The organism is Thermaerobacter nagasakiensis (genome assembly GCF_055396825.1).
In genome coordinates, this window is sequence record NZ_AP043740.1 from 2,398,518 (window position 1) to 2,414,242 (window position 15,725).

A 15,725-nucleotide genomic window follows, 5' to 3' on the forward strand; every position below is an offset into this window, starting at 1 on the left:
CTCTCCCTGTTGAACCACTCGGTTTAGGTGTCCCGCGGCCCCCAGATCATGAGCACGGCCCCGGCCACGGCGACGGCAGCCCCGACCAGATCCCAGCGGTCGGGCATCCATCCGTCCACCCAGCGGCCCCAGGCCAGGCTCAGCACGATGAAGAAGGCGCCGTAGGCGGCGTACACCCGCCCGAAGTGCGGGATCGGCTGCAGGGTGGGGATGACGCCGTACAGAAAGAGGATCGCCGCCCCGACGACCAGCCACCCGACCCCCTTGCCCTCCCGCAGGGACTGCCACACCAGCCATCCGCCGCCGATCTCGGCCAGGCCCGCCAGGACGAAGAGGGCCAGGCTGACCAGTGCCGTCACCCTACGCTCCCTCCCGATAAGGCATTCTCCCGTTGTGGTTCCCGTGAGCTCTCGGTGGTTTCCACGGGTGCTTCACGTCTCCGGGCCACTCCCGGCTGCGACCACCAGGGCCGCGAGATTCCGGGCCGCGACACATCGGACGGGCTCTACCGCACCCGGCGGGCTGCGTCGTGGCGGTGCAGCCGGTTCGTCCGATTCGACCCGTTCAGCACCTCGTTCGCGCAACGCCTTGTCCCATTCTGATCATACTTCGGAAGCGAGGGCAGGTCCCGTCTGCTCCCCGCGCCTGGGCCCGTAAAAAGCCTGGGACAGGCCTGGGACGGGGACTGCTGGGCACCCCACCCGCCCCGCGGCCGCAGCCGCAGTCGCGGGCACCGGACGCAGCGCCGCTACGGGACAGGCGCGGAGCCGTACGCGGAGCCGTATTCGTCACCACTCTGTTGGACTGCGGGGTGATCCGATGCCCCAAGACGGCGACCGTACTTCGGAGGCTGCCAGGAATGCGAGAGACGGCGGGGACCGCTACCGTGCAGGCCCCACAGCGACGGGTCCCGGCCCTGGGACCGCAGCGGGCACCGGCGCCAAGGGCGGATCCGGGGCGACCACAGCCAGTTCCCCAGCCGGTCGCGGCATCCAGGAACCCACGACTCGTTCCACCGTCGACCACGGCACCCGGGCGCGCGGCAGCGGTTCTACCCTCGCCGGCGGCGCCGGCTCTGGCACGGGTGCACGGGCCACCGGCCCCAGTGCCAGTTCCCAAGCGAGCGAAGGGGACCGCAGCGCCGGCGACCTCCGGGCCGCCGTGCGCCGCGCCCAGGCCAAGCCCTACCCCACGCCCGTCAGCGGCCAGGGCGCCCAGCCCGCGGCGACGGAGGAAGCCCGCGAGCGCCAGGCGCGGGCGCGGGCCATCACCGCCCAGAGCCCCGAGCCCGAGGTGACGGGAGCCCCCGCCGGCGAAGGGCCCCGCTTCTCCCAGGAGGACGAGCTGGAGCCCGACGTGGTCCGCCGCCTGGACGCCCACCCCTCCATGCGCATCCCCGGGGTGTGGCAGTGGCTGCCCGGCATCGTCACCGCCCGCCTGCAGGAGCTGGTCAACTGGGGGCGGGCCAATTCCCTGTGGTATCTGCTCTTCGGACTGGCCTGCTGCGCCATCGAGATGATGGCCGCCGGCGCCACCCGCACCGACCTGGACCGGATCGGCTCGGTCTTCCGCGCCTCGCCCCGCCAGGCGGACCTGATGATCGTCTCCGGCACCGTCACGGAGAAGATGGCGCCGGTGGTCAAGACCCTCTACGACCAGATGGCCGAGCCCAAGTTCGTCATCTCCATGGGCGCCTGCGCCACCAACGGGGGGCCGTACTACCAGGGCTACAACGTGGTCGACGGCGTGGACAAGATCATTCCGGTGGACGTCTACGTGGCCGGCTGCCCGCCGCGGCCGGAGGCCCTGGTCCACGCCATCTTGAAGCTCCAGGACAAGGTGCGGAAGGTCCATGTCCCGGCCGGAATCTGATTCCCCACAGCGGTCCCGGACCGGCCAGCCTTTTGAGGAGTCCATACCCGAAGGGCCGGTGGGCTGGGTTCATCCCTGGCAGCGGTACGTGGAGCTGTTCCGGCGGCGGCTCCCGCCGGCCGCCGGGGAAGCTGCTCCCGGCCTGGCCGGGGCCGCCGGCCCCTACCGCCCCCTCTGCCGCACGCGGGCCTGCTACTACAACCGGGAATGGGTCTGCCAGTTCGACCGGGTGGAACCGGCTCCGGTGGGCGTCATGGAGGCTGCCCTCTGCCCCCACGCGCTGTTCCTGCAGGAGGGCGGGCCTGGACCGAAAGAGCAACTCAAATGACTCCGGTCGCCCGCAGGGCCCCTGGCGGAGGAACCCAGCCCAGGATGGTCGAGTAAGCGAACAGGATCCGGCCCACCACGACGATGATGGCGCCCGGCCTCCCCAGCGCGGCCTCGAAGGCCGCCGTGGTCAACGGTGCCCCTTTCAAGGTTTCGGCATCCGCCTGCTGCCACGGGGCCGAGGGCACGATCAACCAGCCCGCCCGGCAGGCGCTGGTATCCATGGCCGGTACCTTCATCGACGCCATCGTGGCCCGCCCCCGTCACCGGCATGTCTCGCTGGACCGCCGCGAGGGCCGCAGGCCTCCATCAGTCCTCGCCCGAGAGGAGCAACCGCGCCTCCGCCACGTCGGCGTGGCTGCCGATCACCGTCAACTGGTCACCCAGGCGCAGCCGCGTGTCTCCGTGGGGAATCAGCCGCTCCTCGCCCCGCATCACGTTCAGGACCAGGCAGTCGCCGGGTAGGCGCACCCGGCGCAACGGGCGCCCGTGCAGCCGCGGGTTGCGCACCTCCAGTTCCTCCAGCGCGTAGTCGCGGTCCTCCCCCGCCAGAAGTCGCCAGGTACTGGGATGCTCCAGCAGCATCTCCAGCATGGCCACCTCGGCCAGCGCGGGCGAGACCACCTCCACCCCGAGCTCCCGGGCCCGCCGCGCCAGCTCGGGCGAGCCCTGGATGAAGGCCACGGCCCGACCGACGCCCCGCTGGCATGCCCGAGCGGCCAAGGCGACGTTGAGCTCCGGCTCGCGGCTGAGGGCGGCCAGCGTACGGATCCGCTCCGGTCCCAACTCTTCCACCACCCGCTCCACACCGGCGATGACCTCACCGTCCCAGCCCGGTACGGGCGTATAACCGTAACCGCGGTCGAGCGCCCGCTGCCGCCACCCCGGCGTGTCCACCAGGTGCACCCGCCGCCCGTAGGACCGCAGCCGGTCCGCCAGCACCAGCGCCCGCTCCCCGCCGCCGACCAGGACCACGAGGCGCGCGGGCGGCGGTGCCTCCGCGCGGCCGGTCAGCCGCTCGAAGAGCAGCGGCGAGAACGTGGCCGTCACGATGGCCACCAGCACGACGGCGTTGCTCACCGCCTCCTCGATGACGCCCAGCCGCACCCCGATGCTGGCCGCCGCGATGATGAGGCTGAGGCGGGCGCTGAGCAGCGTCCCTGCCGCCAGGGCCTGGCGCCAGGAATAGCGCCAGCGGAAGGCCAGGGCCGGCACCATCTTGACCAGGTAGGCGCCGGCCAGCAGCAAGGGCACCAGCCAGAGGGCCCGGTCCGAACCCGTGACGGCCCTCAGGTCGAATTGGGCGCCCACGTTGATGAAGAAAATGGGCACCAGGAACCCGTAGCCGATGGCGTCCAGCTTGGCATGCAAGGACGAACCCTGCGAGCCGGTCAGCAACGAGATGATGACGCCGGCCAGGAAGGCCCCCAGGATGACCTCGACGCCTAGCGCCTCGGACAGGGCGATGAAGACCAGGATCAGAGCGAAGGCGCCGCGCACCCCCATCTGGGCCGTGGCCTGGGGCAGCTCCTCCAACAGGCGCCAGTGGACCACGGCCGCACCCAGGCGGTAGAACAGGAACACGGCGGCGAACAGGACCAGGATCAGGAGCAGGTCGGCCGCCGCGCTGCCCGTCATCAGCACCACCATGGCCGTGATCAGCAGCATGGTGGCGAAGTCGGCGATCACGGCGCTCACCAGGATGGTCTGGCCGTAGTCCGTGCCCGTCAGCCCGTACTCCTTGAGCACCGGGACCACGATACCGACGGAGGTGGTCGACAGCACCAGCGCCATCAGGTACGGGTTGCGGACGAACCCCAGCCGGAACAGGACAAAGCTGACGCCCAGCGCCAGGAGCACCGTGAGGGCGAAGGTGACAAGACCCAGCACCAGGGGGACGCGGCCGACCGCCCGGCCATGGGCGCCACCGCCCTTTCGGGCGTCGCACTCGCCCTCGCCGGCCGCCGGCTCACCGGCTGCCGATGGGCGGGGCACCGGCCCGCTTCCGAGACCAGCGGCCCCCGGCGGCACGGCTCCAGGCACACCACCGTCCCGCCACCCCCGCCCGCGACGCCCGCCTGTCACCGGCCGGACGCGGCTGAGCTGGCTGAAGTCGATCTCGAGCCCCGAAAGGAACATGAGGTAAGCAAACCCGAGGGTGCTCAAAAAATCGAGCCACGGCTCGGGCTGCACCCATTGCAGGCCGCTGCGCCCGATGACGATGCCGGCCAGGATCTCCGCCACCACCGCGGGCACGCGGACCAGCCGGATCCGGCCCGCCACCAGGGGCACGGCGAAAGCCAGCAGCGTGATGATCAGCAGAGATGTGAAATCGTGGGCTTGTTCCATTCTTTATGTGTTCCACTCGTCCTTACGCGTTCCCTTCACCAGCCCGGATCGCCGGCCCGGGGACCGGCTCGGCTCGTTGGCCCGTCCCACCGCCCCCGCCCCGTTGACCCGGCCGTGACTGCCTAAAGTTTCAGTAGGTGCTGGTGGGGAAAAAGTGAAGGAGAGACCGCGACGTGACCGGCGCAAGATCACCTGCGGGGGCTGGCCACGCGGATGGAAACCTCACACGCGAAAAAACAGCCCCACGATGGTGCCGAAGAGCGTCACCCACGTGCCCAGGATGGCCAGAAGAACAACGCGGTTGTCACGGCGGTAGATCTCCAGGCTGCGGGACATCTTATCGAGCTCCTGCCGCGTGTCCTGGCGAAGATCCTTCATGTCCTGCCGGAGGTCTTTGACCTGGGCACTCAGGTCCTCGAGCCTCTGCAGGATGAGCCAGGACTCCGACGGCGGCCCGGGATCCCGGGTGGCCGCGACCTCTGTCACCGCCATCACCCCCTACGGTGAACAGGAAAAGAGAGGAACCGGGCGAAAAGGCCTACGCCTAGGGTAACGCATCAGCCAGTTTATGGCAATCGCGACCTGTGACCCCGTGTCCCCAGCTCGGTACCGCCTCCGGCCCCAATTGTAGCGCAGCCCTCGCCGAACGCGGACACCGGTCCCACGGAGGCTCTTGCTGCCCGTTCTTCCAACGGCGACGGTCGGCGCCCCGGACCGGGGCCCCGTGCACCTTTCCCCGCGTGATGTTGCGGCCCATCCGGTGACGTGCACACGCCCGCGGTGCAGTCCCGCGGCAACGGCCGAAAGATCAACTCTCCCGTCTGCGCCAATGCAACCGAAAACCGATCGTCGGCTCGTAAGCCCGCCTTGGCCCGCATCTCCGCCGGTCTAAGCCGGACGAACTCGTCCCGGACCGGGGACGAAGCTTGCCTGTGCGCCGGGCGCCCCAGGAGGAACAGGAAGTGGCGGTGAGGCGCATCACCATCTCCATGTCCTCGGCGACGGTGTGGTAAGAAAAGCCCCCAGCTCCACCACCACCTGACGGCGGAAAAGGCCGAAGGCTCCGAAGACGATGGACAGGACCATGCGATCCCTGTTCAACAGGGAACATGTCCTTCGGTGATCCCGCCGTGGGTCAATGCCGCTTGCGGAGCGGGCAATCACGACTCCGTTCCGGCCCGCTGCAGCGCGAGGCTACGGTGCTCCCAGGCCCCGCGGGCTAGCCGGTGGCCATCCCCCGCTCCAGCTCCTCATCCCCCAGAAGGTACCGCAGCGTCACCGCCAAGAGCGCCCGGCCCGCCACCAGCATGGCCCGCTCGTCGATGTCAAAGCGCGGGTGATGGTGGGGGTACGACGCCCCCACCTCCGGGTTGCCCGCCCCGGTGAAGAAGAAGCAGCCCGGCACCTTCTGCAGGTAGTAGGCGAAGTCCTCGCCGCCCATCACCGGCGCCACCCGCTCCACCGCCTCCGCGCCGGCGTAGCGCCCGATGGCCTCGGCGGCGAAGGCCGTCATGTCCTCGTGGTTGAACAGGGCCGGGTAGCCCCGCTCGTAGCGGAACCGGTAACCGGCCCCGTGGGCCTCGCAGGTTCCCCGCACCAGCCGCTCCAGGAGGACCTCCATCCGGTCCCGCACCGCCGGGCTCAGGGTCCGGACGGTGCCGGTCAGGGTGGCCGTCTCGGGGATCACGTTGAAGGCCGTGCCGGCGTGCAGCGTCCCCACCGACACCACCGCCGGCTCCAGGGGGTCGACCATCCGCCCCACCACCTGCTGCAGCTGGGTGACCACCTGGGCCGCCACCAGGATGGGGTCGACCCCCTGGTGGGGGGCGGCGGCGTGGCAGCCCTGCCCCAGGATCTCGATCTCGAACCGGTCGGCGGCCGCCATGGCGTAGCCGGGGCAGTAGCCGACCCGCCCCACGGGCAGCGGGGTCCAGAGGTGGGTGCCGAAGATCACGTCAACCCCGTCCAGGCACCCGTCGTCGATCATGGGCTTGGCGCCGCCCGGCGCCACCTCCTCGGCGAACTGGTGGATCAACACCACGCGGCCCCGGAGGCGGTGGCGCTCTTCCATCAAGACCCGTCCCACCGCCAGCAAAGTCGCCGTATGGGCGTCGTGACCGCAGGCATGCATGACCCCAGGCACCTGGGAGCGGTAGGGCACGTCCTTCTCGTCCTGGATGGGCAGGGCATCGAAGTCGGCCCGCAAGGCCACCGCCGGGCCCGGCCGGGCGCCCTCGACCACCCCCACCACCCCCCGCCCGCCGACGCCGGTGCGGGCGGGGATGCCCGCCTCCTTCAGCCGTTCGGCGATGAAGCGCGGCGTCTCCACCTCCTGGAAGGACAGCTCGGGATGCTGATGGAGATGGCGCCGCCAGGCCACCATAGTGCCGAACAGGGCTTTAAGGCGCGGGCCCCACGGGGCGGGCAACTCCGCCACGGTACTCCCTCCTTGGACGGGGTGAGCGGCACGGCCTGTGGGACCGCGCCCCGCCGGTGAGGCGTGCCGGCCCGGCCCCGGCGCAGCCCGCAACGAGGCGGCCCGGCCCACGGCGTTGCGGCCCGGCCCACGGCGTGGCGGTACGGCCCACCGCCTGGCGGCATCCTCGAGGCATGGCGCCGGCGGCCGTGGCAGGCCGCACTCCCCACCCTCTGAACGGCTGGCCCCGGTCCAGCCGGGGATATGGCGCAGCTGGCGCCAAGCCGCCGGGGACCATGCGGGCGCCGTGGTGGTACCCGAATGGGCCGCCCCGGGTTGCAGTGCCGGGCCCGTCAAACGCTTGGCCGTGCTTGGCTCGTGGGCTGCCGGGCCCGGACGGGCACCCTTCCCGTGCGGTGACCCATGCCGCCTCCGGCCCGTGCGCCCGTGCCATCACGGTCTCGGAGCTCTGATTTCACCGCCGGCGGGCGATCATCCTGGTGGGACAGTGCAGGTTGGGGGGCGGGTCCATGGTGGGGAAGGTCCAGCAGCGGGGCGAAGCCGGTTCGTCCGGACGAACGCGGCCGGCTGCGGCCCTGGGCCCCTGGCGGGTGGCGGCGACCTACATCGGCACCGTGGTGGGCGCCGGGTTTGCCTCGGGCCAGGAGATCCTGCGCTTCTTTACCGCGTTCGACGGCTGGGGCACCCTGGGCCTGCTGGGCGTGACGGCCCTGCTGGCGGCCTTCGGCGTGGCCGTGATGCGGCTGGGGGCGGCGACGGGCGCCGAATCCCACCGGGAACTGGTCCGGGCCGTGGGCGGGCGGTGGCTGGGCACCCTGGCCGACTGGGTGATCACGGGATTCCTTTTCGCAGGCACGGCCGTGATGATCGCCGGTTCCAGCGCCATCTTCCGGGAGCAGCTGGGCTGGCCGGGCTGGCTGGGCGGGCTGGTGATGGCCACTGCCGCCACGGTCACCGTGCTCTTCCGGCTGCGCGGGGTGACGGCCGTCACCTCCCTGGTGGCGCCGGTCCTGGTGGTGGGCGCCCTGGGCGTCAGCGCCGGGGTGCTCTGGCGCGAGGGCTGGCCCGCCACCCCGCCGGGCGGCACCGGCGTGGCCGGCGCGGCGCCCTTCTGGCCCCTGGCCGCGCTGCTCTACACCAGCTTCAACCTGGTGCTGGCCCTGCCGGTACTGGCACCCCTGGGCGCGGAGGTGCAGCGGCCCGCCACCCTCAATGCCGGCGGGCTTTTGGGTGGCGCCGGCCTGGGGCTGGCCGCCCTGGCCCTGCACCTGGCCGTGTGGGCCGGCTTGCCCGCCACCGCCCGGTTCGAGGTGCCCATGCTGGTGCTGGCCCGCGGCTTCGGTCCGGTGCTGGGGTTGGTCTACGCAGCGATCCTGTGGCTCGAGGTGTACACCACCGCCGTGACCTCCCTCTACGGCGTGGCGGCCCGGCTGCGCTCCCCCCAGAAGGCCGGCTACGGCACGGTGGTGGTGGTGCTCGGGGCAGTGGCTTTTGCCGCCAGCTTCGTGGGGTTCGCCAACCTGGTGACGCGGGTCTACCCGCTGGTGGGGTATCTAGGGCTTCTGATCATGGCGGCGGTGGCCTGGCGGGCGGTGCCCCTGCTGCTGACCGGCCGCCGGCCAGCGGAAGCTCAGGCCGTGCCGCGGCCCGCCCCGGTGCCCGTGCCGGCCCTCGGCCGCGCCCTGGCCCGGGCGGCTGCGGCGGCCGCCGTCCTCTGGGGCGGCGCCGGCGTGGCCGGCGGCTCCCTGGGCGGGCTGAGCGTTCCCGAACTGGGCCTGTGGCTGGCCGCCGGTACCGGCCTGGCCCTGACGGGCGCACTGGTCGACAAGCTGGGCTGGGCGGCGATCCTGGCAGCGGGCGCCCGCACCACCCTGGCGGCCGGGGTGGTTGCCTTCCTTTTGGAGTTCGGCCTGGGCAGCCTGTGGCTTGCCACCACGGGCTACGCTGCCGCCGCATGGCTTCCTGGAAGCCGGCCGGCCGCCGAAGCCCCGGCCGCTCCGGATCCCGGCCGGACCCCCGCTCCGGATGCCGGCCGGCTCCCCTCCCCGCCGGGCGTTGCGGCAGGCAGCCCGACCCAGGAGGCCGGGCTGCCGCCCGGCACCAGTTTCCCCGGCCACTGGCCGGGTGCCTGGTGGGTCGAACCTTCGCCGCCCGCCGCCGGCGGTCTTCCCTCAGGCTACGGGAAGGCGAGTGGTGGCTACGGGAAGGTGGGTGGTGCAGCGAGCGGCGGCATCGCGCCGGGGAGCGCAGGTGCTGCCGGCGATACAGCCGGCGTGACGGGTTCTCCCGGCTGGGCGGGCGACGACCTGCTGGCCCACGCCGGCCTGACCTGGCCCGCGGCGCTGGCGGCCGTGATGGCCGGCACCGCCGCTCCGGCGGTGCTGGCGGCCCTGTCCCGCCTGCGCCGGGGGAGCGGCCCGCCGGCCGCTTCCTGAGCGGCTCGCCGGCCGCTTCCTGAGCGGCCTGTCGCCCCCGGCTCCCGAGCACGCGCCGCCGGCCCGTAAGCCGGCTCCGGCCTGTGCTCCGGCCCCCGGCTCGTGAGCCGCCAACTGCTCCGCTGGTAAGCAGATCCAGCGAGTCCAGCGTGACCTTGGGCCGGCGCGGAGCGTCCCGGCGCCGGGCGCCCTGGCGCGGACGGTCCGGCCCCGCCGGCGGTCCTTCCGTCCTGTTTCCGTCCTTTCAGTCGTCCTCGACCCGGATGCTGAAGTCGGCCGCGTCCGCCGTCTCCGGGTCGCGCCCCGCCCGGACGCCCCGGTCCAGGGCGTCGATGGCCGCCACCTCTTCCGGCGCCAGCCGGAAGTCGAAGATGTCGATGTTCTCCCGGATGCGCTCCGGCCGCACCGACTTCGGGATCACCGCAATGCCGTGTTCCAGGTGCCAACGCAGCACCACCTGGGCGGGGGTCTTGCCGTACTTGCGGGCCAGGCCGGCGACCACGGGATGATCCAGCACGTCGCCCCCGCCGCCCTCACCCCTTCGCCGCAGGACGCCGCCGATGGGCGACCACGCCTGGGTGACGATGCCCAGCCGGTCGTGAAACCGGCGCAGTTCCACCTGGGTGAAGAAGGGATGCAGCTCCACCTGGTTCACCGCCGGGACCACGCCCGTGCGGGCGATCAGCTCCTCCAGGTGCCGGGGGCCGAAGTTGCTCACCCCGATGGCCCGCACCCGCCCCTCCTCCAGCAGGCGGATGGCCGCGCGGTAAGCGGCGACCGTGTCATCGAACCGCATGGGCACCGGCCAGTGCAAGAGGTACAGGTCGACGTAGTCCACCCCCAGCCTGCGCAGGCTGGCTTCAATGGCCCGCAGGGCCGAGTCGTAGCCGTAGTCGGCGATCCACAGCTTGGTGGTGAGGAAGATGGCGGACCGGTCGATTCCGCTGCGGCGGATCCCCTCGCCGACCTGCCGCTCGTTGTTGTAGGCGGCCGCGGTATCGATCAGCCGGTAGCCGCAGGCGACGGCCGCCGCGACTGCGGCAGCCGCCTGGTCAGGTGGCGTGAGGTAGACGCCGAGCCCCAAGAGCGGCATGGTGACGCCGTTGTTCAGCGTGATGACGGGCGTTGCAGGGGTCACGAATCCGCTCCCTTTCCTTGGTCACCGCATCAAAGGATCACAGCCCTGGACGGCCGCGGGCCCCGGCTCGACCTTCGCCGCGGCCCCCGCCGGGGCCGCCCCAGGCGGCGCGGAACCGCCCGCGCCCGCATCCGCGCCCGCACCGGCCCCCTCGCCCGCCGCTGCTGCGGTGACGGCCGCCGGGGTGACCGTCCGGCCGGCGCGGCCTTGCCGGTAGACCCAGGCCGCCTCGACGAGCCCGGTGAAGATCCCCGCCAGGGCCGGTTCGTCCCGCCACAGCAGCTCGGGGTGGAACTGGACGCCTAAGATGAAGGCCTCCCCTTCGCCCTCCACGGCCTCCACCACCCCGTCCTGGGCCCGGCCGCTGACCCGCAGCCCCCGGCCGGGCTGGCGCACCGCCGCCACGTGGAAGCTGTTGACGTGCACCCGGGTGCGGCCCCCCAGGCAGGCGGCCAGCCGGGAGCCGGGTTCGACCCAAAGGCCGTGGCCTCGCCCGGCGCCCGGTTCCACCTGCAGGTGGGACCCCGGCGGGTGGACCCGGCGCGTCAGGGTCCCGCCCAGGAGCTCGTTGAGCGTCTGCATGCCGCGGCAGATGGCCAGCACGGGCATGGCCCGCCCCAGGGCACCCCGGAGCCAGACCACATCGGAATCATAGCGGTAGGGGGCCTGCTCGCGCAGCCCCGGCAGCGCCCGCAGCCCGGCAGGAAGGTACGGATAGTTCCCGGGCACCACCAGGGCGTCGATGGACTCCAGCCAGGGGTCCACCGCCTCGCCCGGCCGCGCCACCGGCAGGATCACCGGGAGGCCGCCCGCGGCGGCCACGGCCTCCACGTACGTCATGGGCAGGACGGCCACCAGCCGCGGGGGCGGCTCCCCGGTCCCGCAGGGACCGTGCCCCCCTGCGCCAGGTCCCGAAGGCAGCATGCCCCCGCCGGAACGGGCGGGGGCCATGAAGTCCACCGAGGCCGCGATGCCGATGACGGGCCTCGCCATGGCTGCATCATCTCCCAGGATGACCGGTCCGCCTCACCCTGCGGACGGGACGGCCGGACGGCGCCACCCTGCGGATGGGCCGCCCGGCCTCACAGCCCGGCCTTACACCCGCAGCCGCGGGTCCAAGAGCTCCCTGAGCCCGTCGCCCAGGGTGTTGATCGCCAGCACCAGCACCAGCACCGCCAGCCCCGGCAGGGTCGACACCCACCAGGCGGTGCTCAGGTAGTCCCGGCCCTCGGCCACCATGGACCCCCAGGCCGGTACGTCGGGCGGCACCCCGATGCCCAGGAAGCTCAGGGACGCCTCCATCAGGATCATGTGCCCGGCCCGCAGGGTGGCCACCACCAGCAGGGCGTGCAGGATGTTGGGCAGGATCTCCCGCGCCAGGATGCCGGCGTGGCTGCGGCCGATGGCCCGGGCCGCCTCCACGTAGGGTTTCGCCTTCTCCGCCAGGACCTGGCCCCGGGCCACGCGGTAGAACTCCACCCAGGCCTTGAAGGTCAGGGCCAGGATCAGGTTGCCGATGCCCGGTCCCAGGATGCCCATCATCAGGATGGTGAAGAGCAGGTACGGGAAGGCCATCAAGAGGTCGGCCGCCCGGGAGAGCACCTGGTCCACCAGGCCTCCCGCGTAGCCCGCCACGGCCCCCAGCACCGACCCCGCCACCCCCGCCACGGTGACCGCCGTGGCACCGACCAGCAAGGACACCCGGGCACCGTAGAGCAGCCGGGTGAGAAGGTCGCGCCCCACCCGGTCGGTGCCCAGGAGGTGCTCGGGGTGGCCTCCCGGCAGGAAGGCCGGCGGGGCCAGGCGGGCGCTCAAGGTGAAGTCGTCGGGGTCGTAGGGCGCCAGCCACGGGGCGGCCACCGCCACCAGGACGAACAGGGCCACCACCGCCAGGCCCGCGGCCACCTGCGGGTGGCGCAATGCCCGTCGCCAGGGGTCCGCGGTGCCGGGCAGGGGAGCGGCTGCGGCACCAGCGTCGAGGCCCGGCGCCCCCTCCCCTGCCCCTCGCCCCGTCCCCGGGCCGGCCCCGGGATCGAGCCCGGGCCCGAGGCCCGGCCGGGCGGGCGACCCGGGCGCAGCGCGACCGGGAACGGCCTCGGGCTCCCGGGCCGCCGCCGGTTCGACCCACCGCAGTGCGGGCCGCCTTTTCCACGCACCGTGCATCCGCTCCCCTCCTTTGCACGCAGGCCGCCGGCCCCGCCCGGAGCGCCTAGGCCTCCCGGATCCGCGGGTCCAGCCAGGTGTAGGCCAGGTCGACCAGGAGGTTCATCACCAGGAAGGTCAGGGCGTAGACCATCACCGCCCCCTGGACCACCGGGTAGTCCCGGGCGAAGATCGCCTCGACCACCAGGCGGCCCAGACCCGGCCAGCCGAACACCGTCTCCACGATCATGTTGCCGCCCAGCAGCACGCCGGCCTGCAGGCCGACCACGCTGGCGGTGGGGATCAGGGCGTTGCGCAGGGCGTGGCGCAGGACCACCCGCCCTTCGGGGAGGCCCTTGGCCCGGGCCGTGCGGACGAACTCGGCCCCCATCACCTCCAGCATGCTGGAGCGGGTGACCCGGGCCACCACCGCCGCCAGCTCGGCCCCCAGGGTGACCGCCGGCAGCACCAGGTGGGCCAGCGCCGAGCGGAAGGCCGCCAGGTTCTTGGCCAGCAGGGTGTCCACCAGCAGGAAGCCGGTGTGCCAGGGCACCGTGCCGGCATACTGGGAGGCGATGCGGCCCGAGGTGGGCAGCCATCCCGTCCCCACGGCCAGCAGCAGGATCAGCACGATGCCGAGCCAGAAGGCCGGCATGGAGATCCCCAGGGAGGCGGTGGCCATGACCGCCCGGTCGAGCCAGGAGCCGCGGCGGGTGGCGGCCAGGACCCCCAGCGCCACCCCCGCCGCCACGGCGAAGGCCAGCGCGGCCAGGGCCAGTTCCACCGTGGCCGGCAAGGTGGCCAGCAGCACCTGGCCCACGGGCTCGCGGCTGCGGATGGACTCGCCCAGGTCGCCCCGGGCCAGATCGCCCACGAACCGGGCCAGCTGGACGGGCAGGGGCTGGTCCAGGCCCAGCTGGCGGGCCAGGGCCCGGGCCTCCGCCTCGCTGGAGGTGCCCCCGCCCCGCAGCATGATGTCCACGGGATCGCCGGGCATTATCCGCAGGAGGACGAAGCTCACCAGCACGATCCCCACCGCCAGCGGCAGGGCCATCAGCACCCTGCGCAACACCCACCCGCCGCGCATCCGGTCACCTCCCCGTCCCGTCACGGCCTGCGGCCACCGCGCTCCCGGGCCACCAAGCCCGCCGGCCGTCGCCCGCCAGCCGCCCCCATCCTGGCAACGGCAACCGCCGGCCGGGACCCCGTCCTGCGCCGCCCCCGGGCCCTTCCCGTGCCTGCCCCTGCACCGCCCGGGCTCGCCGGTTCTTCCCCACGCGCCCCGGGCCCGCGCACGTGCCGCAGGACAGGCCGCGGCCCGGCGCCGGCCCCCCGCCCGTCAATCGACGTTGTACCCCGCCTCCCGCAGCAGCTGCTTCGCCTTCTCGGGATCGTAGGGGTAGGGCTGGAGGCTCTCGTCGTAGCCGAAGCCGCTGGGCAGCAGGGCCGTGGCCACCCGGTGGGCGTGGCCCTTGTAGAGCTCCTTGAGGATCGTGTCCCAGTCGATGGCGTAGTTCAGCGCCTGCCGCACCCGGGGATCGGTGAACACCTTGTTGTTCAGCTCGATCATGTAAAGCCGCGTGCCCTGGGTCACCTTGACCTGCACGCTGGGGTCCTTCTCCAGCTGGGCCACCAGGTCCGGCGGCACCTCCTGGATGATGTGGACCTCGCCGTTCTGCAGGGCGGCGATGCGGGTGGCCGGCTCGGGCATCATGCGGAAGACCACCCGCTGGAGCTTGGCCGGCCCCACGGGCGGCAGGTCCGGCGAGCCGCCGTAGTAGTCGTCGAACCGCTCCAGGACGATCTGCCCGTCCAGGCTGCCCTCCACGAAGCGGAAGGGCCCCGCCCCCACGGGCTTCTGCGACAGGCCGGCACTGCCCACTTCCTCAACGTAGTCCTTGGGCACGATCTGCGTGTGCACCAGCAGCTGGAGGAACGCCGCCGACGGGTTGGCCAGCTTCATCCGCACCGTGTAATCGTCGACCTTCTCGATGGACTCCAGCGGCTCCAACAGCCCCTTGCGCGGCGACGGCTGGCCGTCCAGGCCGTCCTCGGCCAGGATCCGCTCGAAGGTGAAGACCACGTCGTCGGCCGTCAGGTCCTCGCCGTTGTGGAACTTGATGCCCCGCCGGAGCTTGAACACGTACGTGGTCGGGTCGGGCTGCTCCCACGACTCGGCGATCTCGGGCACCACCCGGCCGTCGGGGGTGCGGGTCACCAGGCCGTCGTAGATGTTCCGGATCACCGTCTCCGTGTCCCGGTCCCGGTAGGCGGCGGGGTCCAGGGACAGGATCCGGTCGGCCCGCAACCCCACCACCAGGGTGTCGCCGCCCTCCAGCTCCACGTCGTGCAGGTTGATCCGGCTGTCCATGGAGGGCTGCCAGTTCTTCACCCGGGCCGAGGCCGCCTCGATGGCGTCCAGGTAGTAGCCGAAGATCCAGGGGGCGTCTTCGTAAAGGATGGCCTGCGCCTTCTTATAGGCCTCCAGCGCCTTCGCCTCGTCGGTGGCGGCCGCCGCCTCCTTGAAGAGGGCGTCCACCTCCGGGTTGGAGTAGAAGGAGTAGTTGCCGCGACCGCCCGTCTCCAGCTTGGGCACCGCCAGGTCCACCGGGGTGAAGGTGGCGCTGCCCCAGTCGGTGGCGTAGGCCTGCCGGGTGCCCTTCTGGGCCTCGGCCACCAGGGTCTGGTACTCCCACACCCGCACCTGGGCGTCGATGCCCACCTGCTTGAGGTACTGGGCGACGACCTGCAGCTCCGCCTCGCGGTTCTTCGCCCCGTCCAGGGTGATGCTCAGCACCTGCCCCTGGGACGAACCGGCCTCGCCGCCCGCCTGCTCCTGGCCGCCGCCGGTGCAACCCGCGGCGGCCAGGAGCAGGACCAGGGCCACCGCCAGCGGGACCAGCCGGCCCAGGCGGTGGGGAGCGGCCCGCCGCCTGGGCCCCCTCCGGAACACACCCCCCATCCCGCCTCCCAGCACCAGTGTCTCCGGCCGCCGGCCCCGCCGGCCCGCCGGCCTGCACCCGCC

General features: G+C 72.7%; 14 protein-coding genes. 3 read left to right on the top strand and 11 right to left on the bottom strand.

Annotation, left to right across the window (positions count from 1 at the left end; translation table 11 throughout):
- Positions 1-23: 23 nt before the first annotated feature.
- On the bottom strand, positions 24-350 hold the full coding sequence (locus tag ACZ5T9_RS10205) for a YnfA family protein (protein WP_040827211.1): 327 nt from the start codon (positions 348-350) through the stop codon (positions 24-26).
- Between the two features lie 1,036 nt (positions 351-1,386).
- On the opposite strand from ACZ5T9_RS10205, the gene ACZ5T9_RS10210 reads away from it, so the two are divergent.
- Together ACZ5T9_RS10210 and ACZ5T9_RS10215 are read left to right on the top strand one after the other, a co-directional pair.
- On the top strand, positions 1,387-1,872 hold the full coding sequence (locus ACZ5T9_RS10210) for an NADH-quinone oxidoreductase subunit B (RefSeq protein WP_464834437.1): 486 nt from the start codon (positions 1,387-1,389) through the stop codon (positions 1,870-1,872).
- A complete protein-coding gene (locus ACZ5T9_RS10215; RefSeq protein WP_464832942.1) occupies positions 1,853-2,200 on the top strand; it encodes a hypothetical protein in 348 nt (115 codons plus the stop codon). Before ACZ5T9_RS10210 ends, ACZ5T9_RS10215 begins: the two co-directional genes overlap by 20 nt.
- Here the strand turns inward: ACZ5T9_RS10215 and ACZ5T9_RS10220 are convergent.
- The 5 genes from ACZ5T9_RS10220 to ACZ5T9_RS10240 form a co-directional block, all read right to left on the bottom strand.
- On the bottom strand, positions 2,193-2,447 hold the full coding sequence (locus ACZ5T9_RS10220) for a hypothetical protein (protein WP_464832943.1): 255 nt from the start codon (positions 2,445-2,447) through the stop codon (positions 2,193-2,195). The genes ACZ5T9_RS10215 and ACZ5T9_RS10220 overlap by 8 nt on opposite strands.
- 61 nt (positions 2,448-2,508) lie before the next feature.
- Positions 2,509-4,548 carry a monovalent cation:proton antiporter family protein gene (locus ACZ5T9_RS10225; protein ID WP_464832945.1) on the bottom strand — a complete coding sequence of 680 codons (2,040 nt, stop codon included), beginning with the start codon at positions 4,546-4,548 and terminating at the stop codon, positions 2,509-2,511.
- Positions 4,549-4,770: 222 nt separating this feature from the next.
- Positions 4,771-5,034: a hypothetical protein gene (locus tag ACZ5T9_RS10230; RefSeq protein WP_006904065.1), complete on the bottom strand. Its 264-nt coding sequence runs from the start codon at positions 5,032-5,034 to the stop codon at positions 4,771-4,773.
- Positions 5,035-5,526: 492 nt separating this feature from the next.
- Positions 5,527-5,649, bottom strand: coding sequence for a hypothetical protein (locus ACZ5T9_RS10235; RefSeq protein ID WP_464832946.1), 123 nt, complete (start codon positions 5,647-5,649; stop codon positions 5,527-5,529).
- Positions 5,650-5,767: 118 nt separating this feature from the next.
- Positions 5,768-6,931, bottom strand: coding sequence for an amidohydrolase (locus tag ACZ5T9_RS10240; RefSeq protein ID WP_464834438.1), 1,164 nt, complete (start codon positions 6,929-6,931; stop codon positions 5,768-5,770).
- A 563-nt stretch (positions 6,932-7,494) separates the two neighbouring features.
- Between ACZ5T9_RS10240 and ACZ5T9_RS10245 the strand changes: the two genes are divergently transcribed.
- Positions 7,495-9,420, top strand: a complete 1,926-nt coding sequence (locus ACZ5T9_RS10245; RefSeq protein ID WP_464832947.1) for a hypothetical protein — start codon at positions 7,495-7,497, stop codon at positions 9,418-9,420.
- A 244-nt stretch (positions 9,421-9,664) separates the two neighbouring features.
- Here the strand turns inward: ACZ5T9_RS10245 and ACZ5T9_RS10250 are convergent, their stop codons facing one another.
- The 5 genes from ACZ5T9_RS10250 to ACZ5T9_RS10270 all read right to left on the bottom strand — a co-directional run bounded on the left by ACZ5T9_RS10250 (position 9,665) and on the right by ACZ5T9_RS10270 (position 15,662).
- The gene (locus ACZ5T9_RS10250; RefSeq protein WP_464832948.1) at positions 9,665-10,558 is read right to left on the bottom strand and encodes an aldo/keto reductase; all 894 of its coding nucleotides are present in this window, start codon (positions 10,556-10,558) and stop codon (positions 9,665-9,667) included.
- Between the two features lie 21 nt (positions 10,559-10,579).
- Positions 10,580-11,551: a gamma-glutamyl-gamma-aminobutyrate hydrolase family protein gene (locus ACZ5T9_RS10255; RefSeq protein ID WP_464832950.1), complete on the bottom strand. Its 972-nt coding sequence runs from the start codon at positions 11,549-11,551 to the stop codon at positions 10,580-10,582.
- Positions 11,552-11,653: 102 nt separating this feature from the next.
- Positions 11,654-12,721 carry an ABC transporter permease gene (locus ACZ5T9_RS10260; protein ID WP_464832951.1) on the bottom strand — a complete coding sequence of 356 codons (1,068 nt, stop codon included), beginning with the start codon at positions 12,719-12,721 and terminating at the stop codon, positions 11,654-11,656.
- A gap of 46 nt (positions 12,722-12,767) precedes the next feature.
- Positions 12,768-13,787: an ABC transporter permease gene (locus ACZ5T9_RS10265; RefSeq protein WP_464832952.1), complete on the bottom strand. Its 1,020-nt coding sequence runs from the start codon at positions 13,785-13,787 to the stop codon at positions 12,768-12,770.
- 252 nt (positions 13,788-14,039) lie between these two features.
- Entirely contained in the window at positions 14,040-15,662 is a 1,623-nt protein-coding gene (locus ACZ5T9_RS10270) for an ABC transporter substrate-binding protein (RefSeq protein ID WP_464832954.1), read from the bottom strand.
- Positions 15,663-15,725 lie beyond the last annotated feature (63 nt).

What these genes read in the sequence shown, in the direction of transcription:
- ACZ5T9_RS10210 (WP_464834437.1), top strand. Translation starts at nt 1,387, where the DNA reads ATGCGCATCCCCGGGGTGTGGCAGTGGCTGCCCGGCATCGTCACCGCC.
- ACZ5T9_RS10215 (WP_464832942.1), top strand. Translation starts at nt 1,853, where the DNA reads ATGTCCCGGCCGGAATCTGATTCCCCACAGCGGTCCCGGACCGGCCAG.
- ACZ5T9_RS10220 (WP_464832943.1), bottom strand. Translation starts at nt 2,447, where the DNA reads ATGGCGTCGATGAAGGTACCGGCCATGGATACCAGCGCCTGCCGGGCG.
- ACZ5T9_RS10225 (WP_464832945.1), bottom strand. Translation starts at nt 4,548, where the DNA reads ATGGAACAAGCCCACGATTTCACATCTCTGCTGATCATCACGCTGCTG.
- ACZ5T9_RS10240 (WP_464834438.1), bottom strand. Translation starts at nt 6,931, where the DNA reads ATGGTGGCCTGGCGGCGCCATCTCCATCAGCATCCCGAGCTGTCCTTC.
- ACZ5T9_RS10245 (WP_464832947.1), top strand. Translation starts at nt 7,495, where the DNA reads ATGGTGGGGAAGGTCCAGCAGCGGGGCGAAGCCGGTTCGTCCGGACGA.
- ACZ5T9_RS10255 (WP_464832950.1), bottom strand. Translation starts at nt 11,551, where the DNA reads ATGGCGAGGCCCGTCATCGGCATCGCGGCCTCGGTGGACTTCATGGCC.
- ACZ5T9_RS10260 (WP_464832951.1), bottom strand. Translation starts at nt 12,721, where the DNA reads ATGCACGGTGCGTGGAAAAGGCGGCCCGCACTGCGGTGGGTCGAACCG.
- ACZ5T9_RS10265 (WP_464832952.1), bottom strand. Translation starts at nt 13,787, where the DNA reads ATGCGCGGCGGGTGGGTGTTGCGCAGGGTGCTGATGGCCCTGCCGCTG.
- ACZ5T9_RS10270 (WP_464832954.1), bottom strand. Translation starts at nt 15,662, where the DNA reads ATGGGGGGTGTGTTCCGGAGGGGGCCCAGGCGGCGGGCCGCTCCCCAC.